The sequence below is a fragment of the Aquimarina sp. MMG015 genome (assembly GCF_018100855.1).
Taxonomy (GTDB): domain Bacteria; phylum Bacteroidota; class Bacteroidia; order Flavobacteriales; family Flavobacteriaceae; genus Aquimarina; species Aquimarina latercula.
Genome location: NZ_JAGJEB010000001.1, coordinates 718,256 through 744,143, shown reverse-complemented (window position 1 = coordinate 744,143; position 25,888 = coordinate 718,256). Strand labels below are relative to the sequence as shown.

The window sequence follows — 25,888 nt, the reverse complement described above, 5'->3', positions numbered from 1 at the left end:
ATATTTACTGTATTATTGGTTATGTCAGTTGTATTAAAATTACAGATGTATTTTTATTATTAAAAAGTCTCTTTTTGTGCAATATAGATACTTATCCATTGAGTAAGTTCCCTTTGTTTTTTAATATTTGTTTTTTAGCGTGAATTGAGTAGTTACGACCGATTGGAATTCTCTTATCGCCAATCTCCACAAGATTACCTTCTACAGATTTTACTTTATCAATTGCTATGGCATATGATTTATGTATTCTAATAAAATTTTCGGAGGGTAGTTCCTCACTTATACTTGCTAAAGATTTATGAGAAATATAGGTTCCTTCTACACTACGCAACTTTATATAATCTTTTAAACTCTCTATATAAAGAATATCGCGAAGAAAAATCTTGATTAGTTTTTTATCTACTTTCAAAAAAACATGAGGGGCTTGTTCAAATTCAGCAAAAGGCTTGCCTTTGTCCAGTGTTATTAATCTAGCCATTAGCTTATTTATTGATTTTAAAAACCTGCTAAAAGGTATGGGTTTTACTAAATAGTCAAGAACCTCTAATTCATAACTTTCGATTGCATACTCTTTATATGCAGTTGTAATGATGATTTGTGGATATTCTTTAAGTGTTTTTAAGAATTCTAAACCATTCATTCTTGGCATGTTTATATCTAAAAAGACTACATCAACACCACCATTCTCAAGCAAGGGCAGCGCTTCCAAAGGGTTTTTAAACACACCTATAACTTCGATGTTTTTGAACTCTTTAAGGTATGATTCAATAATACTTATTGCCAAATGTTCATCATCAATTATGATACTTTTTATGGTCATGTGGTTGGGATTTTAAGGGTAATCTTATAAAGGTTATTATCATTAGATACTATTAGCTCATAATTTTCATTATATAAAAGTTGTAATCTTCTTTCGACATTTTTTATTCCGATTCCATTCTTAGAATTTGAAGAAACCTCTTTACCATAGCTATTCTCAGACACAAAAATCAATGTATCGTTATTTACTTCAAATGAAACTAATAGGCTCATCTCTCCTGTATCCTTAAAACCATGCTTAAAAGCATTCTCTACAAATGGCAGGAATAATAGCGGAGTTACTAATACATCATCTATACACCCAACGATGTTAATTTCCGTCTTAATCTCGTTTCCATATCTTATATTTTCTAACTCAATATAATTATCAATATACTGTATCTCTTGTATTAAAGAAACTTTCTTTTTACTAGCATCATATATAATATACTGCATAAATTCTGATAGTTTAACAACTACGTCTGATGCTTTCGAAGACTTTTGTATTGTTAACGCATATAAGTTGTTTAACGTATTAAAAAAGAAATGTGGTTGAATTTGTGCCTTAAGATATTGTAACTCGGTTTTATATTGTAATGCTATTAATTGCTGAGTCTTGTTTCTTTCCAGAATAAAATCAACACTGATTTTTATAGAAAAAGTTAATGCAAGAACATATAATTCTCCTAATACTACCGCTATGATGTGATTAAGACCGAAGGGGGCATTCTCTCCTTGGGCTTCAGGCCAAATATTTTCTGTAATTAGCCAATAATTCAACCCTGACCTTACCACATAATGAACCCCTAAACTTAAAAGCAAAAAAGTAACATACATCGTATATTTTTTCTTCAATAAATAATTTGGGATAAGGTAATTTATATTGAAATAAACAATTACAAGGTGTAATGGAAATTCTACTAAATTGGATTTAAAAGAATACCAGTAATCATTAAAATAACTACCCCATCTTATCACATTAAAAAGAAAGTATGTCATCCAAAAATAGATATGATACTTCGTTTTAATTGTTTTTTCTTCCACATCTTCGTGGATTACATTTTTATCAGTTTTTAGCACAGAACAGTGTTAATTTTATTAAAAAACTGTGAAAAAGTATCATTAAATATCATAAAAAACAAAAAAATGTTTGGTTCCAAAAACCTGTAGCAACGGTTATCTATGGTTATATGTCGTTCATTATCAAAATGCTGTTGTTGGGATAAAAAAAAAAAAAGAAAACCTTCAAACTATTAATTTAGAACAACACAAATAATCAATAAAAGGAAAACATGAGGCAAAAAAAATTAACTTTAATTTCATTTTTATTTTTAGTAATCGGAGTTCTCGCTCAGGAAAAAAAAATATCTGGAATAATAACTGATGCGGTAAATAACACACCCTTACCTGGAGTAAATGTTATTGTGAAAGGAACTTCTACCGGAGCACAAACCGATTTTGATGGTGCATATACAATTAATGCTTCTACAGGTGATATTCTGGTATTTTCTTATATCGGATTTAAAACCGTAGAAAAATCTATTGGCTCATCAAACACCATAAATATTGGTCTAGAAGAAGATGCAGAACAACTAGAGGATGTAGTAATAACAGCTTTTGGTATACGACAAGAATCAAAAAAACTAGGGTATTCAGTACAACAACTTAAATCTGAAACAATTACACAAACAGCAGATCCTAATATTGGATCAGCGATTCGTGGGAAATTAGCGGGTGTAAATATCAATTCTAACTCAGGTGGAATTGGTTCATCTGTATCAATTAATATTAGAGGAATCAGTTCTTTAGGAGCTAACAATCAACCTCTAATTGTATTGGATGGTGTTATTATAGATGATAATCAAGGTGGTCAGGGAGATTTTGCTTCTGGACTTGATTATGGTAACACACTATCTAATCTAAACCCTAATGATATCGAAAACATATCCTTACTAAAAGGTGGAAATGCTACAGCACTCTATGGATTTAGAGGAATAAATGGTGTTTTAGTAATTACCACTAAAAAAGGACGTTCTGACAAGCCCACTGTAGAAATAAACTCTTCGATTACTGCAAGTTCTATATTGGTTTCCCCTAAATTTCAAAATGAATATGGTCAAGGTTTGTTTGACACCTCAACAAATCAACTAGTATACGATATCACCAATGGTAGTAGTTTTGGACCGAGGTTAGATGGAACACAACGAGAGCGTTTTGATGGAGTTGGAACTGCCAGCTATTCTGCGAATGACAACGATTTTAAAGATTTTTTCAGGAGTGGGTTTTCCTTTCTAAATTCAGTTGCAGTTTCGCAAGGAACAGAAAAATTTGATTATAGGTTTAGTTATTCCAGATTAGATGATGAGTCCATAGTCCCTGGAAGTAATTTAAAACGTCAAAACTTTAGTATCAAAGCTGGTGCTTCTATCACAAGTTGGTTAAAGATCCTCGGAAAAGTTGATTATATCCATCAAGATGCACGAAATCGACCTGAACTAACAGGAGGTCAAACCAATATTACTCGCGCTCTTTCTCTAAGGCCCAGAAATATTTCTAATACATTGTTAAGAGATAACTTTTTAGAATCGGATGGTACTCCCAATAACTGGGCAGGAGCTTTCATTACAAATCCATATTACACTTCTAATACACTGCTCAATGAAGATGAGGTTGATCGATATATCAGTCTATTAGAACTAAATATTGATATCGCACCAGGCCTAAAGGGATTAATGAGACTTTCTCAAGACCACATCACAAGTAGTCAGCAGATATTCAATCCTTTCGGTGCTTTTGACATTGCTGGTAACGGAAGATTTTCTGATACCAACTCTACTGCTAGAACCAATAATTATGATTTAATTTTTACCTACAATACAGACATAGGTAATAATTTTAACTTGGGAGCTACACTTGGGTTTAGTCACTCTGATGTCTCTTTTAGATCATTACAAGCTATTGGAGAAACTTTTTTACTTCCTAACTTTTTCTCTCTTAACAATTTTGAGAGTATTAGCGTAGTTCCTGGTAATGCCAAAAATTCTTCTAATTCTATATTCGGATCTATGACTATAGGATTTAACAATTATTTATTTGCAGAATTTACCGCGAGAAATGACTGGAGTTCTACATTACCAATAAACGATGCTTCATTTTTCTATCCATCTGTTGGATTAAGTTTTGTAGCAACAGATGCTTTCCCATCATTACAGGACAACGAAATACTTTCTAATCTAAAATTGAGAGGTAGTTTTGCGCAGACTGGTAATGCCACAGGTGCTTTTTCTCTTGTAAATACCTATAATGTATCATCTAATCTTTTTAACGGCCAGCGTTTTTTCTTTTTCGGAAATGCAGAAGAAGGGGCAGGAACTGGGCCAGAACTTAACAACCCCGACTTAGTTCCTGAAATATCAAATGCTCTTGAATTTGGTTTAGATGCCCGTTTTATAAACAACAGAATAGGGCTTTCTGCGACATATTACACTATAAGAACCGAAGATCAAATATTACGATTAACGCTTCCTCCATCCAGTGGAGCAGCAAATCAAATAATCAACGCTGGTTTAGTAACAAATAAAGGGCTTGAACTTTCTTTAGACGCTGATATTATAAAGACCGATAACTTTAAATGGTCTACAACCATAAATTTCACAACTAACGAAAATAAAGTTGAAGAATTAGCTCAAGGAGTGGATAGAAACATATTAATACGTCAATTTAATGATGTGGTTCAAGTAGCGGCCGAAGTAGGCTCTAGCGCTCAAGGATTATTTGGTACTACATTCTCGAAAGATGATAATGGAAATGTAATCTACGATACTAACGGATTACCAGTAATTAATACTGAAATATCTCAAATCGGTGATGTTGCTCCAGATGCTTTTTTAAACTGGGGAAACTCTTTTTCTTATAAACAATTCTCTTTAAGTTTCTTATTCGACGCAAGGTTTGGTGGGGATGTATTTTCCTTATCAGAAATACAAAGACATACACAAGGTACGGCGATCGAAACATTAGAAGGAAGAGAATTCTTTTCTGGCGGACAAGGTATCTCCTTACCTCAAAATGCAGTGATTGATGGAACATTAGATCCTAATGTACAGCAAAGAGGTGTAAACCCTCAAACATATTGGGGTAGAGTCGGTCAAATTTCAGAAAACTGGGTCTACGATGGAAGCTTCATTAAATTTAGAGAACTAACGTTTGGGTATACTTTTCCTGAGAGAACAATTAAAGGACTACATCTATCTAATCTATCTATAAGCTATGTAGGAAGAAACTTAGCCATACTTCATAGTAATACTGACAATTTTGATCCTGAAACAGGTTTCAATACAAGTTTTGGTGGAGTTGAATTTTTTGGAATTCCTTCTGCCAGTAGCCACGGACTTAGAGTAAATCTTACTTTTTAAAATAAATAATGTTATTAATAAACAAAGAATTATGAAAACTCAAAAACACATCATAAAACTATTTGTTGGTTTTCTTATACTAATTATTACAACTATTTCTTGTACTGAAGATTTTGAAGAAATAAATACCAACCCTATTGACCCGCAAACTGCAACTGTGGAAGGTATTATGGCTGGAGTACAATATTTTGAATTTGCTGAACCTCGTTTCTTAACCTGGAGAGGAAATTTAATCTATACTAGCCAATTTGCAAATCAATTTAGTTACAATGCAGAAGGATCTTGGTTTGCTGGAGATGCTTATCAAAACAATCAAGGTTGGACTAATGCGATATTTGATGCATCATATCAAAAAGTCTCCCTCAATATTAGAAATTTACTAGGTACTTATAATGATCTTGAAGATACTAATGGTGCAGCAGTTACCAAAATTATGATGTCGTGGTTTTATCAAAAAATGACAGATATTTATGGAGATATCCCTTATAGTGATGTAATTGGTGACGAATTAATTTTGACTAATCCTCAACCTACATATGACGCTCAAAAAGAAATTTATACCAGTATCCTAAATGACCTAAAAGCACAAATGGATGAGATTGGCACTTCATCAGAAATAATTGCTGGAGCAGATGGCGATTTCATTTATAATGGAGACCCTCAAAAATGGAAGGCGTTTGCTAATACCTTGCGATTACGTATCGCAATACGATCCAGAGATGCTTTTATACAAGCAGGTGAGCAATCCTTTATAGATACAGTTATTAATGATTGTCTAAGTAATACCCTCATAGATAGCTCTAATGAAGCACTATTAAAAAAATCCGAATCTGCGTTGATACTATCATTTCTTGATGGAAGTTTCGAAGATGTTTACTGGGGATTTGGAGGACTAGGTTCTAAATGGGTATTCTCAGATCGTTACTTGAATTTATTAAATGATAATAATGATCCTAGACTCCCACAGATAGCAGATCCTTCTCCAAATGACACTTTTGAAGGTACCGCAATTTCAATGAGAGGAATTATCCCAAGAGATAATCTTGCAATTCCATCTCAAAAAATCATCGGGACTTCGACAACTGATGTAGCTAACGTTGTACCAACTCAAATTTTAACTGCTGCAGAATCTTACTTTCTACAAGCAGAAGCAGCACTTTTAGGGTATTCTGGAAATCCACAAGGACTTTACGAAGAAGGAATTAGAGCGAGTATGAAGTTTTGGGATGTAGATGCTGGTGATATCGAAACTTTTATAATTAACGAACCTATCGCCACTTTATCCGGATCAACAGAACAACAATTAGAAGCTGTCTGGAATCAACGATGGTTAGCACTATTAATGAATGGATATGAGGCTTGGTCTCTAGTAAGAAGAACAGAACTTATCCCAACATTAACAGACAACGCTATTTTCTTTGTCTCAGAACCTAATAATGGAACAGTCCCAAAAAGATTACAATATTCAACCACAGAACTAGTCGCAAATGAAACAAAAGTAAAAGAAGCTATAGATAGACAAGGACCAGATACAATGACAACTTCTATCTGGTGGGATATTGAATAAGTATGTAATAAAAACTCTTATTAACCTTCCATAAATCAATATGGTACTATTAAAAAAGAAAAATGATTAAAGAAATTAAATTCAGACAAGTTGGCAAATTTGAAGATACCAAATTCGAAAAAATCCATAATGAAATATTTCAGGATTCTTCTTATGCTTCTAAATTGGCAGCTTTAGAAATTTCAGATTTAATAAAACAAAAACAAAAAGAAGGTAAGTCTTGTGTACTAGGATTGGCTACTGGATCTTCTCCAATAAAAGTATATGAAGAACTAGTTACATTATATAGATTAGGAGAACTCAGTTTCAATAACGTGATCACCTTTAATCTGGATGAATATTATCCTATGGATACAGATAATCAACAAAGTTATTATCACTTTATGCATCAACATCTCTTTGATCACGTTGACATAAATCCAGAAAATATCAATATTCCTTCTGGAAATATTAATCTAGAAGAAATTGATCAATACTGTATCGATTATGAAATGAAAATAAAAAAACTTGGTGGACTAGATTTTCAATTACTTGGTATTGGTAGAACAGGGCATATTGGCTTTAACGAACCTGGATCTCATCGTAATTCTGGAACAAGGATTATAACATTGGATCATATAACTAGAAGAGATGCAGCATCAGATTTTAATGGTTTAGAAAATGTTCCCAAAAGAGCCATAACTATGGGAATAAGCACTATTATAAAAGCTAAACGTATTCTTTTACTTGCTTGGGGTCATAAAAAAGCATCTGTCGTAAAAAAAACTATTGAAGGCGAAATGACCTCTCAAATTCCAGCTTCTTTCTTACAGGATCATAAAAACATTACCGTTATTCTGGATAGTGAAGCAGCAGCCGATCTTACTAGAATTAAAACTCCCTGGTTAGTAGATCAGTGTATTTGGACACCGAAACTTAAACTAAAAGCAGTTACATGGTTAAGTGAGGAAGTGCAAAAACCTTTGTTAAAACTAACTGATAAAGATTATAATGATCACGGTATGTCCAGTCTTCTAACTTTAGAAGGATCTGCATATGAACTTAACATTAAAATGTTTAATCATTTACAAAACACCATCACAGGATGGCCTGGTGGAAAACCAAATGCTGATGACGCTAAACGTCCGGAAAGAGCCAATCCTGCTCAAAAAAGAGTACTAATCTTCAGTCCTCATCCTGATGATGATGTAATTTCTATGGGAGGAACATTCTCTAGGCTTATTGATCAGGGTCATGATGTACATGTTGCATATCAAACCTCTGGGAATATTGCTGTAACTGATCAAGAAGCCTTAAAATTTGGAGAAGTAGCACAACGTTTAGCTGATGGTAATAGTATATTTAAAAATATAATAGACGCTATAAAATCAAAAAATACTGGAGATATTGATTCTCCAGAAGTAAGATTAACTAAAGGTCTTATTCGAACAATGGAATCCTACGGTGCTACTAGATATTTGGGGCTTCCTGATCATAAAGTTCACTTTTTAAACCTTCCTTTTTATGAAACCGGCAGAGCGAAAAAAAACCCTATTGACACTCCCGATATTAATATTGTAAAGGATATTATAACTCATATAAAACCACATCAGATCTATGCAGCCGGTGATCTGGCAGATCCACACGGAACACATAAACTTTGTCTTGATGCAATTCTCGAAACAATATCAATAATAAAGCATGAAAAATTCATGAATGATTGTTGGCTTTGGCTATACAGAGGAGCCTGGCATGAGTGGGATATCCATGATATTGAAATGGCAGTACCATTAAGCCCAGATGAAGTAAATCGAAAAACAAATGCAATTCTTTTTCACCAATCTCAAAAAGATAAAGTAATGTTTCAAGGTGAAGACTCGAGAGAATTTTGGCTGAGAGCAGAGGAACGAAATAAAGATACTGCGGAACGATACGATAATTTAGGGCTAGCTGATTATGAAGCTATTGAGGCTTTTAAAAGACATTATTTTTAACACGTAGCATTGACTTTATTAACTCTTAAACTTTAAAAATGTGTGTTAAAAATCATGAACAAGAAGCTCTTAATTATAAAACAAACCATAAAGATTAGAATCTATGATATTAATAGCAGATAGTGGTTCTACAAAATGTGATTGGATTCTAATGGACTCACAAGGAAAACAAGTATTCTCACAGACAACAATAGGAATCAACCCATTAAACACATCACAAAACAAAATTGAAAGCATATTATTAGAGATTTCCGAAGTTTCGAAAAAAAGAAATTTGATTAATGAAGTACACTTTTACGGAGCTGGATGTAACACAGAAGCATCAAATCAAAAAGTCAAATCATCTTTTCAATCTATCTTTAAAAATCTCACGGTAATAAAAATTGAAGAGGATATTATTGCTGCTGTACACGCTACCACAAAGACACCAGCCGTAATTGTTATTTTAGGAACCGGCTCTAATTGCTGCTACTTTGACGGTAAAAAAATAATACAATATGCCCCTTCATTAGGATATTTACTAGCGGATGAAGGTAGTGGTAATTACTTCGGAAAAGAATTGCTTAAAAGTTTTTATTTACAAAAAATGCCTTCAAGCCTTGCGAAAGAATTTGAAACCAAGTTTGGCTCCAATTTAGAGCAACTCTTTTATAATTTATATGATCTTCGGCAACCTAATGCATACCTAGCCTCATATGCATTTTTCATGTTTCAACATCGAAATCATCCCTTTATAGAAAGAATGTTATACTATGGAATCAAAGTTTTTATAGACAACTATTTGACACTTTATTCCAAAGAATTAGAAAACAACCCTATACATTTTGTTGGTTCTATTGCATACTATTCCCAGGACATCATTAATAAAATACTGCTTGAGAAAGGTTTTACGGCAAAAAGTTTTATCAAAAAACCTATAAACAATCTTATTAATCACATTATCTCTACTAGGAATACACTACAAAAAACAATATAACAAATGAAGAAATCCATTTTCTATATACTATCAATCATTATCTTTTTTATTTCTTGTCATGAAAAAAACACACCAACAACTGCTGTAAATACAAATCCCATAATTACTCCAATGCCTTTATCATTGCTGGAAAAGCAAGGAACTTTTACAATTGACAAAAAAACTTCTTTCATTGTAAAGACCAATGAAACCCAGAAAGTTGCTTTGTTTTTTATCGATGTTATTTATGAAAAAACAGGATTATATCTTAGTACATCGGATCAAAAAAAAGACAATTCTATTTATCTAGTTATAGATCCTTCTGTCGAATTAACCGAAGAAGGTTACTTATTAAAAACCTATGAAAATCATATTGAAATTATTTCAAAAACAGCGAAAGGTCTATTTTACGGAGCCCAATCTTTAATGCAATTACTACCATTTGTCTCTGATGACGACTCCCATGAAAATTTACAAGTCATAATTCCTTCAATAGATATTAAAGATGAACCGGCTTTTAAATGGAGAGGTGTATTACTTGATGTTTCTAGGCATTTTTTTACAGTAGAGTTTATAAAAAAACAGTTGGATTTTTTGGCAACATTAAAGATCAATAAATTCCATTGGCATTTGACCGATGATCAAGGTTGGCGTATAGAAATAAAGCAATATCCCAAATTAACAGAAATAGGTGCCAAAAGGGGTAATAAAAATAGCACCATTTATCATGGATTTTACACACAAGAGGATATAAAAGAAGTTGTTGCCTATGCTAAGGAACGATTTATTGATGTGATTCCCGAATTTGATATGCCAGGACATGCTAAAGCAATTCTTGCATCTTACCCGGAATTAGCTTGTAAAGAAAAGTCTTTTGAAATAAGAGAAATATGGGGTGTGGATTATAACATCCTATGTGCAGGAAAAGAAGAGGTATATGTTTTTATAGAAAATGTAATTACAGAAATGGTAGCTCTATTTCCTTATAAATACTTCCATGTTGGGGGAGATGAAGTTCCTAAACGTAGTTGGATAGAATCTGAATTATGTCAAAAACTGATCAAAAAAGAAGGACTTAAAGATGAAAAAGAATTACAAAGTTACTTTATGACTCGTGTAGAAAAAATTCTACACAAGTATAATAAAACAATGGTTGGATGGGATGAAATTCTAGAAGGAGGAATTACAAAAACTACCAACATTATGTCTTGGCAAGGAGAAAAAGGAGGTATAAAAGCTGCAAATGAAGGTCATGATGTAATTATGACTCCATTGGACTATGTATATCTTAATTTTTATCAGGGTAATAAACAAGTAGAGCCAATGGCATTTGGGGGACATACTCCATTAAAAAAAACATATTCGTACAATCCAATACCCCAAGCAATAAAAGAACACAGAAGACATCATATTCTTGGATTACAAGGAAATCTATGGGCTGAACAAACCGATAATGATAAAATCGCAGAATATCAATTATACCCCAGATTAATTGCTATTGCAGAAACAGGATGGACTATAGAGAAAAACAAGAATTTTAATAATTTCTTAAATCGCTTAAACAGCTTATATCCAATTCTTGATCATCATGAAATAAATTACCACATTCCATTACCAGAAGGTCCTTCCTCTGATCGGATAGTATTCATTGATAGTATATCCATCCCATTTAACACCACACATCCTGTTAAAATGGTCTATACAACAGATGGGTCTAATCCTACCAACAAAAGTGAAGAATACTCTAAAACACTCACATTTAATGAGACATCTATTCTAAAAATTGCATCCATATTACCACACGGAAAAATTAGTAAAACAAGAACTATTGACATTGTTAAGCAATCCTATCTATCGCCTATATCAGAATCAATGGATTTATCTCCTGGTTTAAAAACAAAAACGATAAAAGGTCACTTTTCAAGTGTAGATGATATCAGGAAAGAAACTCCATCAAAAATATCAATCGTACAAAGTATTAAAGAGGCAAATACGACCTTCGATTGGGGACATGAAGTTAAAAAAGAAAATTTTAAAGCAGTATTTCTAGAAGGATATATCGACATCCCAGAAGATGGAATATATTATTTTTCTAGTACGCAAGATCAAATATGGATTGGTAATCAATTAGTGATCGATTACAAAAAAGCAATAAAAAAACATCCTGAAGAGAGCTCTATTGCTCTTAAAAAAGGAAAACACAAACTTAAAATTGTATATCTAAATAATATCAAGAAAGGATGGGCATCTGATTGGAATACTGTAGAACTAAAATATCGAAAGGAATTAGATAAAGAATATAAAACTGTTAATGAAAAAATGATTTTTTATGAGAATTCTAATAGAAGTCTCTCCCTTAAATAGTTAAAAACACTTTCAAATTAAAACCAATATAAACACAAACTCTTATGACACCATTTAAAAAAATCATTGGATGTATCTTCTTAATTCAGATACTATTCTTGTCTTGCACTAATGAAAGTTTTCTTGACGAGGAAAATCTTAAAGAAATCACTCCGGTAATCGATCGGTCTGCAATCACTGAACCTATTATTTTAGGGTACTTCCCATCCTGGTCAGAAAGTTGGACTACAACTGGACAAGGATCCAAACTTAGAGATATTCCCGAGCATGTCACTCATGTCTTTCTGGCTTTTGCCAGACCAAACTTACGATATCAAAAAGGATCTTTAGATATTACAGGAACCGGAATTCAAACTCCTTATGATGGCCAAACTCTAAAAGAATCTGTATCTATTCTTAAAACTAAAGGAATTAAAGTAATTCTTTCTATAGGTGGAGAAACTTACTGGGGCACAAATGCTGCTTACGACATCAATTATCAACAAATAAAAGATTTAGTAGATGATATTGGTTTTGAAGGTATCGACTGGGATTTCGAGCCTAACGGCGGATTTCAGACTATTGGGGAATCAATTAATGTGCAGCGATTTATTAGTTTTTTTAATGAATCTAGAGCACTGATGCCTAAAGGTCAATATGTAATTGCCTGCGCACCTGCAGGTGCAGGAGCTTTAGGAGGCCTTAACAATGATGATCCCTCTTCTCCTTTTGCTCATAGTAAAAGAAATACAGTAACTGGAGAATCCGATACTAACCTATTTAATGCCACATCACCAAATCAAGCAATAAGTTTATTTGGCTTTGCTTCTACAGGTCACATGATCCCCGTAATAAAAGCAGTAGGTGATAAAATTGATTTAATTGCTTATCAAGGTTATAATACAGGAGCAGCTAGCAACAGAACAATTATGTACGACTCTTATAAACATTATGCAGATCAATATGGATTCTCAATTGCGGCAGGTACTCATTATCCCAATGAACCCTGGGGCCCCTATTATACCTACAATTATCAAAATATGGCTGACTTATCTGATCATATTTCTTCAAAAAGTACGACAGATGGTATTATGATTTGGCAAATGTTACTTGAAGAAAATTCATCATCTGCCTATGGGTATTTATATGTGTCAAGTCAAGTTCTAAATGGAACTTCTCAATCACAAGCAATTGCTAATGCTGAAAATTATCCCGAATCGCCATATACCGGAGATGGTGATGGTGGAGATGGAGGTGGAAATGGCTCCGGCTGTTCTTCTAGTCAATGGAATTCATCTGTGGCTTATACAAATGGTAATGAGGTTGTTTATGAAACTTCATTATACAAAGCAAAATGGTGGACTCAAGGAGATGACCCAAAAACTAACAATGGAAATGGAAAGCCATGGGAATTTATAGAAAACTGCGATGGCGATACTGATGGCGGAGATGGAAATGACAATTGTAATGTAAACCAATGGAACTCATCCACTGCATATGTAACAGATAATGAAGTTTTCTATGACAATGTTATTTATAAAGCAAAATGGTGGACTCAAGGAGATATTCCAGTATCCAACACCGGAAACGGAAAACCATGGGAATTTGTTCAAAACTGTAATTAGCCACAATAAGAATAAAACACTTTTCTCAACTAATTGATTATCATTTTGATAATATTCGAACCGCCTGAAAACAGGTGGTTTTTTTATAACTTACAATATAAAACATAAATTTATTGATTAATAAAAACATACTCTCTTCTGACGCCTCTTAGAAAAGGAGTGTAAAAAAAGCCACATAAATATGTGGAAACTTAATAATGGACATTTAATCTGGTTATTATCAAAATTGTTGATTATAGGATAACTGTGTAAATTTTCTTCCTTGCGCAAATGCCTGTAACCAGTAATTCGCGCTATAGTCAATTACATTCGTTTTTTGTTTCTCAAATGGAATATTAGTTAGACCTGTTATTTAGAATTTAAAAAAAATATAAGGAGGTGTTTCCTCAAATCTCCATCATTATTTCAAACAATAAAAAGCGTAAAAACCCCTGTTTTTAAAACTAAACACAAATTAAAAACAATAAAACAGGGGTTTCTACCTATACTAAAAATTCCCCTAATTATATAGCTTTGAGAAGCAAGGCTTAACTAAAATACAACTCACTATTATGTCTGGTAAAAAGAAAATAAAATCTCAATATGAACAGGTAAAAGAAATCCTTAATTTATTACAAGGAAAAACAGTTCCTAGTTATCAAGGGTTACATGCTTTTTGGTTAGATCCAGAAACTTTTATGACGGCCTCCTTATATGGACAACGATTAATTGCGCCTAAAGCTGGTAATGACTCTAATCAAGATCCTAATGAATGTTGTGGAACTAAGAGTTCATCATCCTCATCAATCTCATCAAAACAACCTGCTAATAATAATACTGGATGCTGTGGATCAAAAGAAAAGGCCTCCGATACAGCTTCATTACAACCAGCCGTAACTGCTATGCAACAGCCGCCTACATTAGAATCGATAGGAGATTGCTGGCCATCGGGAGGTTCTAGCGGCGGTGGCAATAATCCCACTGAAAAACGAAGTGATCATTCTGCCATTATTATAGGACTTAAAGGTCAATATCCATTTGATGATAGTATTTTCCCAAAACTATTATGGGATGCAGATGCCTCTGCTTCAACGGATCAAATACAGACTATTGCTAACTGGATAGATGCTGATTGTCCCTTAACTCTAGAGGAAGAGAAAAATAATCAATCAGAAATACTACGAGCTTCTACTAACAATAATCATGTAGCACTTGCTAAGGGAGAATTACTGCATCAAGTATCTACAAATAAAACCAATAAAGATCATCGAGATAACAAAGGGTTAACGATCAGAAAAGAAGTAAGTTCACTAACTCCTGACGAGCTAAAAACGTTTAGAGAAGCGCTGAACTGTATGTTTCAATATACGGATTATTGGCAAGATGAAAGAAGTTTTGACTATTGGGCAAGGATTCATACAGATTCTTGTCAGCATGGATGGGAGCAATTTACCACTTGGCATCGACTATATTTATATTTTTTCGAGCAGAAACTACAAGATTATGACCCAAATATTGCTTTGCCATATTGGTCATGGGCTGACTATGCAGATCAGAACAAAAACACCTTTAATAATAAGGAATACGATCTAGGAATACTCCCAGAAGCCTATGGTTGTTACCTTACCGAAAAAGGATTAAACAAATTAAAAGATCAAAAAAATTCTGAAGGTAAATCCATACTAAATAAAAAAGAAGTTTCTGCATTAGAAAAAATTGTAAAAAAAGGTACCATATACAATTCTGGTCTACGTTTTTTAAAAGCTGCCAGAATCCCTTATGAAATTATCAATGTAAATAATGTAGCTGTATGGTCAGACAAAATAAGAATCATTTACGACACATTAAAAGAAACCAATCCATTATGGTTCCCAAATCGATGGCCAGGATCTATGGGGCCGCTTTCTCAATACCCAACAAAAGATGACATCGATTTACTTCTTTCTTTGGATAATTTTGGTGATTTTGGAGGAGGACCATCATACGATCATCACTACGGATCTTTGGAAAAAGTACATAATGGTATGCATAACTTCTCCGGTGGTACTAATCCCACCTATCCGGATAATAGTAATGAATGGAAAAAAATATACCAAAAATTAAAGCTAACTCCTGATCCTCAAAGCAAGGAAAATCCAATATATGGATGGATGACAGACAATAGAATAACGGCTTTTGATCCGTTGTTTTGGGCACATCATTCTAATGTTGATCGATTATGGGCTAGATGGCAGGAATTACATACCGGAACTCCTCAGGAAATGAATGCGGTTCTAGCACCGTGGTCTATGACAGTTCAGGATACTATGAGTATTCAAAAACTAGGATATACCTATATGAAAGATTCTGTTTTTTATGATGTATCAAGTAAAGTAGGATTAATAAAATTTAATAGCGCACCGACTAAAGTTTCTTCAAATACATTAGATACGCATCGTAAAGCAGAAATTAAAATTCATAGAGTACAACGAGGAAATCTACAAAATGCTCATATCAGAGTATTCTTAAACTCACCTGAGGCTACTATCGACACTCCTACTAATGGGAATGAACACTTTGTAGAAGAAATTTCTACGTTTCACGGAAGCTGTTATGGAGGTCCAGGACATTGTAATTTACCTCTGGACAAAACAAGACAATTTGATTATAGACAACTACACCACCATGAACCCAGAAACTATAAAATTAATGCTACCGATGCTGTACAACGCGTCTTAAACAATGGCGATAAAGATATAACAATACAACTAGTGATCTTAGGTATTGATGGAAAACAGATTGATAATGCGGTATATATCGATGGTGTATCCTTAAACTTCATGGACTAAATAAAAGCAACATATAATGGACAACACATATACTACTTTTAAAATTCATCCAAGTATTGGAATTGCAAGACTTGGTAATACAGAGGATGACTTCTACCTTACTCCAGAGCAACCTGGGACATTACCTATTGCCTGTGATGAAATGGGAAGAGAACAAAAAGACTCAAAAGGAAATCCGATAAGAGTAAGCTCTTTTAAAGATAGTAGTGATCTCTCTAAAATTAAAAAACAAGCTGCAAGGTTTAGAGTATTTGCTTATAAAAGCGAAAAAGGTACTCAAGGAGAAGAAATTAAAATAGGAGGAACTTATGATTTTGTATATCAAACTGCTGTAACAGCTCCTCGGATAGTCCAAGGAAAAGTAACCGACATTGATTGGACAGTACATTTAGCTAACAAAAAAGCTTCTTGGTATGAGTTTCAAGAAACGAATGGACAGCAAGGATATGCACCTAATCATCCTCTTAGAAATCCTGAAGTTACGCAACCAGACTTAAGAAGACAACTGATTATTGATCCAGGACCGCTAACAGTAAACCTTAAAAATAATAAAGGTGCTTTTGCCAAATTCGGTTCAGAAAGTAAAAAAATGGATATTAGTAAATATAAAAAAGTATCATATCCACAAACTTTTCCTCCTTCGGATATACAACCAAATTCTATAGAAACATTAGGTAGTTTATTAGTGAATGAGCAAGAAAAAAACATCCGATTGATTGTATTAGGAGGAAATGGAAATTCAGGCTCCACAAAAACTCCTGTTATAGAAAGTTTTGTTAATAACAATGGCTGGTTTGATGATATTTCAGATGGACCTGTGACTGCAAAAATCGAGTACACCTTCACAGATATTACTTATGAAGGTGATAAAGAAATAAAAACCAAAACTACCGGAACTATGGATGTACAGGTTCCTGCTTGGGTTGTGGTTGGTTATCCACGATATGTTCCTGAAATGGAAGATATGATCACAATGGACGAAAAGATGTATGATCTTTTTGTTCGTAAAATGGCATATGATCCACAAGTCTTCGGGGTACCTCCATTCACCAAAGAAAACAATAACCCACAAACTCCAGAAGAGCTAGACATCTGGAGAAACGAAGCCCGATACAACCCAGATTATTATCCAAAATTTTACAAAGAATTATGGCCTCAATTACGAAGGCCTGATGACTTCAAATACACTTTTGTTTTTGATTTTTTTGGAGGTGGAGACCCACATAATAGAGGAACTGGAGGAAATTTGAATTATGAAACACTTTCTATTCCTCCAGAAAATGGAAAAGATCCTTATTACAGATTAAGGCAATTTATTTTAGGGATTATGAGGCAAACCGATCAACTAAACGATTATGAAGTGGAAGGCAATTATAATTCTACTTCAAACAAACCACGTTTAATGCCAATGCTTTGTGGTGATAATCCACTTAGTAATACTGCTCCTCAAAAGTTTCTATCCATGACAGAAACACAATTATTCTTTTTAAAACAATGGGCTAGCGGAAAATTTGTAAATGAATGTGTTGAGTGGGGAGAAAATAATAAAAAATGCACCAATCCTTGGTCTAGTCCGCCTAAAACTGGGATTGGAATTGACAGAGGTGTACTGAGTAATGTTTTAGGCGGTGCTTTTTGTCCAGGAGGAGAACTCTCTTGGATTGTAGATAATCCTGCCATCTACAGTGAACCGTATAGAATCAAACACGCTACATATATAGCAGGAGGACTAAGCCTTCCTCAACCTATTGCCAATCAAGATGGCAGTGCAGCTCCAAACCTTTCTAAAGGTCTAGAACCAGGGGATCTTACCAAATATATAGGAATTCCTTGGCAAGCAGATTTTCATGAATGTACATTTCAGAATATAAATACCACCTATGAAAAATGGAATACTATTTATCCTGAATCCGTTGGAGATCCGGTAGAACAGCAAATAGCGTATAACATTCCTTGGTGGCCTGCTCACAGGCCTATTGTAGTGCCTGAATCCCTAAATGGTTCACAGGTTTATTGGGCATCTGGAATCCCTAATAACAATGCTGGAGATTTACAAATGGTTCAAGCCTGGAAAGACCTAGGGTTTTTAATAACTGAAGGAACCGGAATTACAAGACAATTTTATCAGATAGAACGTAATAATGAAGCTTTAGGAGAACCTGTAAAACCAGGAGATCGTGTATTAGGGCAAAGTTTTGGAGAATCTAATAAGGAAAATAACAGAAATTAAGACATTATGAACACACCAATTAATTCAGTTCCTGAAATCCTAACCGGAACATGGACGTATCGAAGTTTTCTAAGCAATCCTGATCTAGATGCAGATTTTGATTCTTTAGAATTTGGAAGAGGAAATATTAAAATAAACGAAGCGCCTATGCAGACCTTAGATGGTTTAATATACGGTCCTGGATGGGAACTTAAACTAACAGGTAGTATTGGATATGGAAATCCTTTTACACTTCAGTTTCAAGGAAAAGGAATTGTAGGTGGTGCCGAATGGATCTATAATTATTTGGGATACTATGTACCAAATTGGATGAACGGTATAGATCAGCGACCGGCTATTGTTGGATCAATTGTTAGAGAAATACCACATCCAACGGGACCAAACGGAAAATCAACAGCTCCAGCTGGAGTAGTTGCTCAATGGATCGCTGTAAAACAAGACCCAAGTTAATGAACAACGACGCTATCACATATGATGTAATTATAATCGGCGCAGGTGTTGCTGGATGTGCTACCGCTATTTCTTTAAAAAATGAAGCTCCACACCTAAACATTGCAATTATCGAGCGTGCTTCTGAACTAAAAACTGAAGACCCAACCTCCTATAGAATAGGAGAAACATTACCGCCACACGCATCTCAACAATTACAAAATTTAGGCATATGGAAATCCTTTTTAAAATGTAATTTCATCAATGCATACGGAACTTCTGCAGCTTGGGGTTCTTCAGAATTATATCATAATGAATATATATATTCTCCTTATGGATATGGATGGCATTTAGATAGGATAGTTTTTGATCAATTTATGATTAAAGAAACTAAAAAAAAAGGAGTCTTTACCTATTTCGAGACAAGCGTAATATCTTCAGAAAAGACCTCAAACTATTGGCACCTACAAATTAACACTAAGAAAAGACAAACTGCCATAAAATCCAGCTTCGTAATTGACGCCACAGGAAAAAAAGCTGCTTTTTCTTGCCTTCAAAAAACTTTTAAAATAAAGGAAGATCAAATGGTTGGGATTTATCGCTTTTACGATATTTCTAATCAAAATGAAAATAAATCTAGGTTAGGAAATGGAACTTGCGTAGAATCTGATCCATACGGTTGGTGGTACAGCGCTACTTTACCAAATAAAACACTTGTAATTGGATACATGACAGATACTGACATTGCCAATGAAATGCAATTAAAAAAAATAACTGTTTTTAACGAACTGCTTTATAATTCCCGTTACACCTATTCTAGGACACTCAAAACAAAAAAACTTTCGGAACCTAGAGTGGTCGCAGCACACACACAATATTTAAGTTCTGTAGTAGGCAACTCTTGGCTAGCAGTAGGTGATGCAGCATCTAGTTATGACCCTATTTCATCTTTAGGAATTTTTAAATCTTTAGCTATGAGTCAATTTGCTGCCTACGCAACTTTAGATGATTTAAAAGGTAACCGATCTGGATTACATAAATATCAACAAATCATAACAAATGATTATCTAGGATACCAGAAAAAGAGACAGGAATACTATAACCAGGAAAGTCGATTTGCCTCATCTCCTTTTTGGAGAAGAAGACACACAAACATCAACTATAACTAATTAACCTTAAACCTTCATATTATGAAACATGCATTACAACTTCTTAAATCGAATACAAATCGAGTCATAGCTATTTTATGTATTTCATTTATATTATTTTCCTGTAACGATAAAGTAACTGTGGAAGAAAATAATGATACAGCAGAAATAACCATAAATAATGATGATTACAAAAAAATACCCCCTCCAGTAAAATTTTCTGCTGATATCCCTGTAGATGTAAATCCAATAGTTCAAAAAAAGCTTAAAGACAAAAACCAACTATTTAAGCTTAACGAAAAATTTAATGAATACAGTTGGCAAGCTTTTATAGCAATTATGTGGCCTAGAAATGACAAGGGAGCTCCAACACCAAAATTTACAGACAAAGGGGAACCAACTTGGTTAGGATGGAAAGAAGCTTTTCAGGTATACCGCGCAGACGGCAAAACACCTGCACCTTGGGGGAGTCCAAGAACTGCTTCAGGATTAGGATTATCTAATGATGTTCTTACTAATTCAAACGCTAGAGTAGTACTTTCTTCTAGGACACCAACAACCCCAAAAAATTTCGATATCGCTGATGAAGTAGACCAGGCTTTTGCAGGAAAACTTTTTGATCAAAATGGGAATGTAGTGGTATATGAAGTATTAATGAATAAGGAAGAGTTTGATTATATTATTACAAATAAGCTCTATAATATTAATGGACAAACCAAATTTTCTGAAAATGGAGTAATCGCAGATTTTCCTAAAGGTAATTATGACGAGAAACAACTTGGTGCTATAGAAATTAAATTTGCATGGAAAATCCTTACCGATAGCGATCATAAAGATCGATACTATCAGGAAGAAGGATATATTATTGGCCCAGATGGTTCTTCTTTAGTCAAAAAGGATTTGGGTATGATCGGTTTTCATATTAGTCAAAAAACTCCAACTGGAAAGCAATGGGTATGGTCTACTTTTGAACATATTGATAATTTAGATCAAAATATCATCGAAAAAGATGGAAAAACAACTGTAATCCCTCCTTCTCTTACAAATCCTAACTGTGAGATTTGTCCTGTAAATATCGACGTGACAAATGGTGGTACAACCTATACACATAACAAAGGAATACACGGTGATTTTTGGACTATTTCGAATAATAAAACTAGTAAGTATTTTGCTAATAGCGATGTTATGAAAACTCAAGCTAAACGTATGGTAGATATTCCTGTGCGAGTAACTCGAGTAAATGAAAAAATGCAAGCTTATTTTAAACAACAAAAGAGTGTTTGGCAATATTATCAGTTAATTGACACTCAATATCCAACAGATCAAAATGTACTCCCTGGAAATCATACAGAAAGTGGATACAAGGTCCCAAATTCTGTAGTCAATAAACCTGGTGGCAATCCGAATCTGGCTTTGCTGACTAATATTACTATGGAAACTTTTTTTCAGTCAGGAAACCAATCAGCCTCTAACCTAATGGAGGGAAATCCCGCTAGTGACATTACCATTTTTGGTACAGAAAGTTGTATGGGATGTCATTCTAGCGCCGGAATCTATGAATACAAAAATGGAAAATTGACATCGGGAGATCAATTAAGTGGTGATTTTAGTTGGCTACTAGGCAAAGCGAAATGGGAAGAAGGAAAACCTAAAAAACCATCTAACTAATCTAATATATACTGAAGTTAAATTATATCAAAAAACATAAGACTTTATTCTAATAAATTAAATACCCTTTTTGCCCAAAATCAAGTTTAACTTTAAAAACGCAGCAGCAAATGTACTATTCTAAACAAAACTCTTGTTCTTGTAATACAGAAGTTTCTACAAAGCAAGTTGGTAAACATACTAAGAAAATTAATGTTTTGAATATTCTATCTGCTGTTGTGTTTTTTTTATTTCCAAAATGCGCTTTCTGTTGGGCAGCTTATGCTTCTTTCTTTAGTTTTATTGGACTCGGCAAATTGGACTATAATTCTAAATGGAAGTATGTTATTCTTACTATATTTTTATCAGGAAGTATAGTCTTAATGTGGAGACATTACAAAAATAAATCTTGGATTAATATTCTTCTATACACTTTTGGACTATCTATTTTACTTCTTACCTATTACCTCAACTACAGTCAAACGTGGTGGTTATATATAGTTGCTTTTTTAATGATTCTAAGTAATTTTCATTTAAAGAAAAAACAAGTACTTAGTCATCCTTAATATTTATTAAATAGTATCCCATAAAAACATATAGTATTGTATATTTATACAAAAAGTACTGTATATGTCATCCCAATCCCGTCTGGATCGTGCTTATAAAAATGCAAAAGTTATTTCTTTTGATGACAGTTCTAAGTTCATCTTATTTAGCGATTGTCATCGAGGCGACAATAGTTTTGCAGATGACTTTGCTAATAATAGAAACATCTATTTTCACGCACTAAAGCACTATTATAATGAAGGATATACCTACTGCGAATTAGGAGATGGAGATGAACTATGGGAAAATCTTAATTTCGAAATCATTCTTAGAGCTCATAAAAATGTCTATGAGTTATTACAGAAATTCTTTTTTGAAAATAGACTAGAAATGATTTGGGGAAATCATGATATGGTATATCGAGATCCAAAATATGTGAAAAAATATTTAAGCTCTTATTTTGATCGAAAAACAAATAAAGAAACACCACTTTTTCCGGATATAATATTCCAAGAAGCTATTATATTAAAACATACAACATCCAATCAAGAGATTTTTTTATTACACGGACATCAAGCAGATTTCATGAATTATGTAGGTTGGAGAATTAATAGATTTTTGGTTCGTTTTTTATGGAAACCTCTACAAGTAGTAGGAATAGCAGACCCTACAAGTCCTGCCAAAAATTATAAAGAAACTATCAAGGTAGAGCGAAGAATCAAGAAATGGATTGCTAATCAAAAAAATCAGTTTACTATTATTGGTCATACGCATCGTCCTCGTTTTCCTGAAGCGGGTGAATTAGCCCTATTTAATGATGGTAGTTGTGTACATCCAAGATCAATTACTGGAATCGAAATAGAAAACGGTTGTATCACCTTGATAAAATGGCAAATTGCTACTACAGAAGATGGCTCTCTAAAAATAATTAGAGTTCCGCTGGAAGGACCTCAAAAATTGACAGATTTTATTACAGATTAACATAGTTAATAATGCAGGATTTAAACGAAATATTCGATCAGATTCCAATTCGGCACGACGTTTTTTCCTATATCATGTTTTTAGGAATCACTATAGGTTTCCTGTTGGGTTTTGTAATTCTTTTGCGAAGCTATAAAAAAAACATCGCATTTCGGTTTCTTGCACTATTCCTTATTATACAAGGCACTATTACACTAGATAACTTTTTATGTTATACCGGTTTAATGAAATATACCATTGGGTTTAATGATTCTAGTGAGCCTCTAGTACTTATTCTAGGGCCAAGCATATATCTATTTGTTTATACGTTATTAAAGCGAAAAAGGATCGCATTAAAACATAGTGGATTGCATCTAATTCCTGCTATTTTGTATGGTATTTCTCAGCTGCAATACTATCTTCAACCTGATTCGATTAAACTCAATGCCTATCTCAACGCATATTTTCCAAAATTAAAAACAGCGTCCGTCCCCGACAACATAGACTATAGTTACCTTTTGATCAAAGATGAGTTTAGATGGCTAATACTAGCAAGCTTTACTATATACATCTTGTTATCATTTAGAATCCTTTACTTTTATTTACGAAAACAAAACACAAGTCTTAGTCGAAAAACGATTCATAATAAATACTCCTTTACTCGTAATCTAGTTATTTCATTTCTGATCGTTTTTATTATAATTTTTTCAATTTATTTGAATTATGAAGATGATTCGGGAGATCACTACATAACTGTTTTTGTAAATTTTACGGTTATTATAATTGCCTTAATTATGGTGTCCGAATCTAGGTTTTTTGAAAACACATGGATTGCTGAAAAATACGAAACTTCTAGTTTTAAAGATCAAAAGATCTCGATAGAGGAAATCAAAGAATTTATAGAAAAGGATAAATTTTACCTACAAAGTTCCGCTTCATTAAAAAAACTTTCGGAAGAGCTAAATTCAAGCTCTAATTATATATCTCAAGTCATCAATACATCTACTGGACTTAATTTTAATCATTTTATTAATCAGTACAGAATTGAAACATCCAAATTACGTTTAACAGACCCTAATTACAGTCACTTAACTATAGAAGCTATAGGAAATTCTGTTGGATTTAACTCAAAATCAACGTTCTACAATTCTTTCAAAAAACATGTAGCTATGTCTCCTAAAGCATTTGTTACACTAAAAAAAGCTACTTGACCGTAGAATAAAATGTCTAAAATTACAATTCTGCACGTAATTCGATTAATTTTCAATCCAATTAGAAAAGAAATATTTCACTTTTGGAAAAACAAATTTTTCAAAAGATATGGACAAAAATATTCGTCGTTATGACCTAGATTGGTTACGAGTTATTGTATTTGGTTTACTAATTTTTTATCACGTTGGGATGTTTTTTGTTCCTTGGGGATGGCATATTAAAAACAATGAAATTTCTGAAGGAATGCGTTGGCCAATGCTATTTTTAAATCAATGGCGTTTACCTATACTATTTGTCATATCAGGCATGGGAACTTATTACGCATTATCTAAACGAAGTTTATCAAAGTTCAACTTAGAGCGATGCTTACGACTTGGTATTCCATTGATATTTGGTATGCTGGTAATAGTACCTCCTCAGATTTATTTCGAAAGATTGGTTACAAATCAATTTACTGGATCTTATTTTTATTATCTAGCAACAGAAGCTTTTATTGGAGTTTATCCAGAAGGAAATATCAGCTGGCATCATCTTTGGTTTTTACCGTACCTATTAATATTCTCCATTATTCTTTCTCCTTTATTTATAAGAATTAAGAGAAATCCATCACGATTCATTAATTGGATACGACGACAAATTCAAAAACCCTATGGATTATATTTATTTATTATACCATTATATCTAATAGAATCTTTAATAGAACCTTTCTTTGATATTACACATGCCTTAATTGATGATTGGTTCAATTTTATTAACTCTATAACCTTGTTTTTATTTGGTTTTATATTAATAGCTATTGGTAAAGAATTCTGGCAATCGATCGAGAATATAAAATCTAAAGCACTAGTTATTGGTATTATTGCCTTTTCCATTCAGCTTTTTATATGGATACAAGGAAAAGACAGTTTTCTTATTCACTTTACTGAAGCGTTGGTTAAAGTAACTAATTTATGGTCTTGGATATTAGTGTTATTTGGTTATGCTGCAAAGTATTTAAATAGAAAGAGTGAAACTCTATCTTATTGCAATAGAGCAGTATATCCTTTTTATATTCTGCATCAAACAATCACGATTATAATTGGGTATTATTTAATGAATTTAGAATGGAATATACTCCCAAAATTTATTGTAATGGTATTAGGAACTTTTTTAGGAAGTTGGATAATCTATCACTTCCTAATATTGAAGATTCCTTTGTTACAAACACTTTTTGGACTAAAAAAAAGATAATCA

At 33.3% G+C, this 25,888-nt stretch carries 17 protein-coding genes; 15 read left to right on the top strand and 2 right to left on the bottom strand.

Going from position 1 to position 25,888, the window contains the following annotated elements; all coding sequences use genetic code 11:
• Positions 1–91: 91 nt before the first annotated feature.
• Both J8L88_RS03240 and J8L88_RS03235 read right to left on the bottom strand, forming a co-directional pair.
• On the bottom strand, positions 92–820 hold the full coding sequence (locus tag J8L88_RS03240; RefSeq protein ID WP_027394123.1) for a LytTR family DNA-binding domain-containing protein: 729 nt from the start codon (positions 818–820) through the stop codon (positions 92–94).
• Positions 817–1,878 (bottom strand): sensor histidine kinase, encoded by a 1,062-nt coding sequence (locus J8L88_RS03235; protein ID WP_371813611.1) that lies wholly within the window; start codon positions 1,876–1,878, stop codon positions 817–819. Before J8L88_RS03235 ends, J8L88_RS03240 begins: the two co-directional genes overlap by 4 nt.
• 212 nt (positions 1,879–2,090) lie before the next feature.
• Here J8L88_RS03235 and J8L88_RS03230 point away from each other — a divergent pair, with 212 nt between their 5' ends.
• The 15 genes from J8L88_RS03230 to J8L88_RS03160 all read left to right on the top strand — a co-directional run bounded on the left by J8L88_RS03230 (position 2,091) and on the right by J8L88_RS03160 (position 25,885).
• The gene (locus J8L88_RS03230) at positions 2,091–5,213 is read left to right on the top strand and encodes a SusC/RagA family TonB-linked outer membrane protein (RefSeq protein ID WP_211059922.1); all 3,123 of its coding nucleotides are present in this window, start codon (positions 2,091–2,093) and stop codon (positions 5,211–5,213) included.
• Between the two features lie 31 nt (positions 5,214–5,244).
• Positions 5,245–6,780 carry a SusD/RagB family nutrient-binding outer membrane lipoprotein gene (locus tag J8L88_RS03225; RefSeq protein ID WP_027394120.1) on the top strand — a complete coding sequence of 512 codons (1,536 nt, stop codon included), beginning with the start codon at positions 5,245–5,247 and terminating at the stop codon, positions 6,778–6,780.
• A gap of 62 nt (positions 6,781–6,842) precedes the next feature.
• Positions 6,843–8,753, top strand: a complete 1,911-nt coding sequence (gene nagB, locus J8L88_RS03220) for a glucosamine-6-phosphate deaminase (protein WP_211059921.1) — start codon at positions 6,843–6,845, stop codon at positions 8,751–8,753.
• Between the two features lie 103 nt (positions 8,754–8,856).
• Positions 8,857–9,729, top strand: a complete 873-nt coding sequence (locus J8L88_RS03215) for an N-acetylglucosamine kinase (RefSeq protein WP_211059920.1) — start codon at positions 8,857–8,859, stop codon at positions 9,727–9,729.
• A 3-nt stretch (positions 9,730–9,732) separates the two neighbouring features.
• A complete protein-coding gene (locus J8L88_RS03210; RefSeq protein ID WP_211059919.1) occupies positions 9,733–12,072 on the top strand; it encodes a family 20 glycosylhydrolase in 2,340 nt (779 codons plus the stop codon).
• Between the two features lie 44 nt (positions 12,073–12,116).
• The gene (locus J8L88_RS03205) at positions 12,117–13,676 is read left to right on the top strand and encodes a carbohydrate-binding protein (protein WP_211059918.1); all 1,560 of its coding nucleotides are present in this window, start codon (positions 12,117–12,119) and stop codon (positions 13,674–13,676) included.
• A gap of 551 nt (positions 13,677–14,227) precedes the next feature.
• Positions 14,228–16,483 (top strand): tyrosinase family protein, encoded by a 2,256-nt coding sequence (locus tag J8L88_RS03200; protein ID WP_211059917.1) that lies wholly within the window; start codon positions 14,228–14,230, stop codon positions 16,481–16,483.
• A gap of 16 nt (positions 16,484–16,499) precedes the next feature.
• Complete coding sequence (locus J8L88_RS03195; RefSeq protein WP_211059916.1) at positions 16,500–18,713, top strand: LodA/GoxA family CTQ-dependent oxidase; 2,214 nt, start codon at positions 16,500–16,502, stop codon at positions 18,711–18,713.
• 6 nt (positions 18,714–18,719) lie between these two features.
• A complete protein-coding gene (locus J8L88_RS03190; protein ID WP_108804918.1) occupies positions 18,720–19,163 on the top strand; it encodes a hypothetical protein in 444 nt (147 codons plus the stop codon).
• Entirely contained in the window at positions 19,163–20,311 is a 1,149-nt protein-coding gene (locus tag J8L88_RS03185) for an NAD(P)/FAD-dependent oxidoreductase (protein ID WP_211059915.1), read from the top strand. The genes J8L88_RS03190 and J8L88_RS03185 overlap by 1 nt, the downstream gene beginning before the upstream one ends.
• A 21-nt stretch (positions 20,312–20,332) precedes the next feature.
• Positions 20,333–21,958 carry a hypothetical protein gene (locus tag J8L88_RS03180; protein ID WP_211059914.1) on the top strand — a complete coding sequence of 542 codons (1,626 nt, stop codon included), beginning with the start codon at positions 20,333–20,335 and terminating at the stop codon, positions 21,956–21,958.
• 110 nt (positions 21,959–22,068) lie between these two features.
• Positions 22,069–22,503, top strand: coding sequence for a hypothetical protein (locus tag J8L88_RS03175; RefSeq protein ID WP_118387858.1), 435 nt, complete (start codon positions 22,069–22,071; stop codon positions 22,501–22,503).
• Between the two features lie 64 nt (positions 22,504–22,567).
• A complete protein-coding gene (locus tag J8L88_RS03170) occupies positions 22,568–23,464 on the top strand; it encodes a metallophosphoesterase family protein (protein WP_211059913.1) in 897 nt (298 codons plus the stop codon).
• 11 nt (positions 23,465–23,475) lie between these two features.
• A complete protein-coding gene (locus J8L88_RS03165) occupies positions 23,476–24,654 on the top strand; it encodes an AraC family transcriptional regulator (protein WP_211059912.1) in 1,179 nt (392 codons plus the stop codon).
• A gap of 109 nt (positions 24,655–24,763) precedes the next feature.
• Complete coding sequence (locus tag J8L88_RS03160) at positions 24,764–25,885, top strand: acyltransferase family protein (RefSeq protein ID WP_211059911.1); 1,122 nt, start codon at positions 24,764–24,766, stop codon at positions 25,883–25,885.
• Positions 25,886–25,888 lie beyond the last annotated feature (3 nt).

Coding starts and splice junctions, on each gene's coding strand:
- J8L88_RS03240 (WP_027394123.1), bottom strand. CDS start 820: ATGACCATAAAAAGTATCATAATTGATGATGAACATTTGGCAATAAGT.
- J8L88_RS03225 (WP_027394120.1), top strand. CDS start 5,245: ATGAAAACTCAAAAACACATCATAAAACTATTTGTTGGTTTTCTTATA.
- J8L88_RS03200 (WP_211059917.1), top strand. CDS start 14,228: ATGTCTGGTAAAAAGAAAATAAAATCTCAATATGAACAGGTAAAAGAA.
- J8L88_RS03170 (WP_211059913.1), top strand. CDS start 22,568: ATGTCATCCCAATCCCGTCTGGATCGTGCTTATAAAAATGCAAAAGTT.
- J8L88_RS03190 (WP_108804918.1), top strand. CDS start 18,720: ATGAACACACCAATTAATTCAGTTCCTGAAATCCTAACCGGAACATGG.
- J8L88_RS03215 (WP_211059920.1), top strand. CDS start 8,857: ATGATATTAATAGCAGATAGTGGTTCTACAAAATGTGATTGGATTCTA.
- J8L88_RS03160 (WP_211059911.1), top strand. CDS start 24,764: ATGGACAAAAATATTCGTCGTTATGACCTAGATTGGTTACGAGTTATT.
- J8L88_RS03195 (WP_211059916.1), top strand. CDS start 16,500: ATGGACAACACATATACTACTTTTAAAATTCATCCAAGTATTGGAATT.
- J8L88_RS03165 (WP_211059912.1), top strand. CDS start 23,476: ATGCAGGATTTAAACGAAATATTCGATCAGATTCCAATTCGGCACGAC.
- J8L88_RS03180 (WP_211059914.1), top strand. CDS start 20,333: ATGAAACATGCATTACAACTTCTTAAATCGAATACAAATCGAGTCATA.
- J8L88_RS03230 (WP_211059922.1), top strand. CDS start 2,091: ATGAGGCAAAAAAAATTAACTTTAATTTCATTTTTATTTTTAGTAATC.
- J8L88_RS03205 (WP_211059918.1), top strand. CDS start 12,117: ATGACACCATTTAAAAAAATCATTGGATGTATCTTCTTAATTCAGATA.
- J8L88_RS03185 (WP_211059915.1), top strand. CDS start 19,163: ATGAACAACGACGCTATCACATATGATGTAATTATAATCGGCGCAGGT.
- J8L88_RS03210 (WP_211059919.1), top strand. CDS start 9,733: ATGAAGAAATCCATTTTCTATATACTATCAATCATTATCTTTTTTATT.
- nagB (WP_211059921.1), top strand. CDS start 6,843: ATGATTAAAGAAATTAAATTCAGACAAGTTGGCAAATTTGAAGATACC.
- J8L88_RS03175 (WP_118387858.1), top strand. CDS start 22,069: ATGTACTATTCTAAACAAAACTCTTGTTCTTGTAATACAGAAGTTTCT.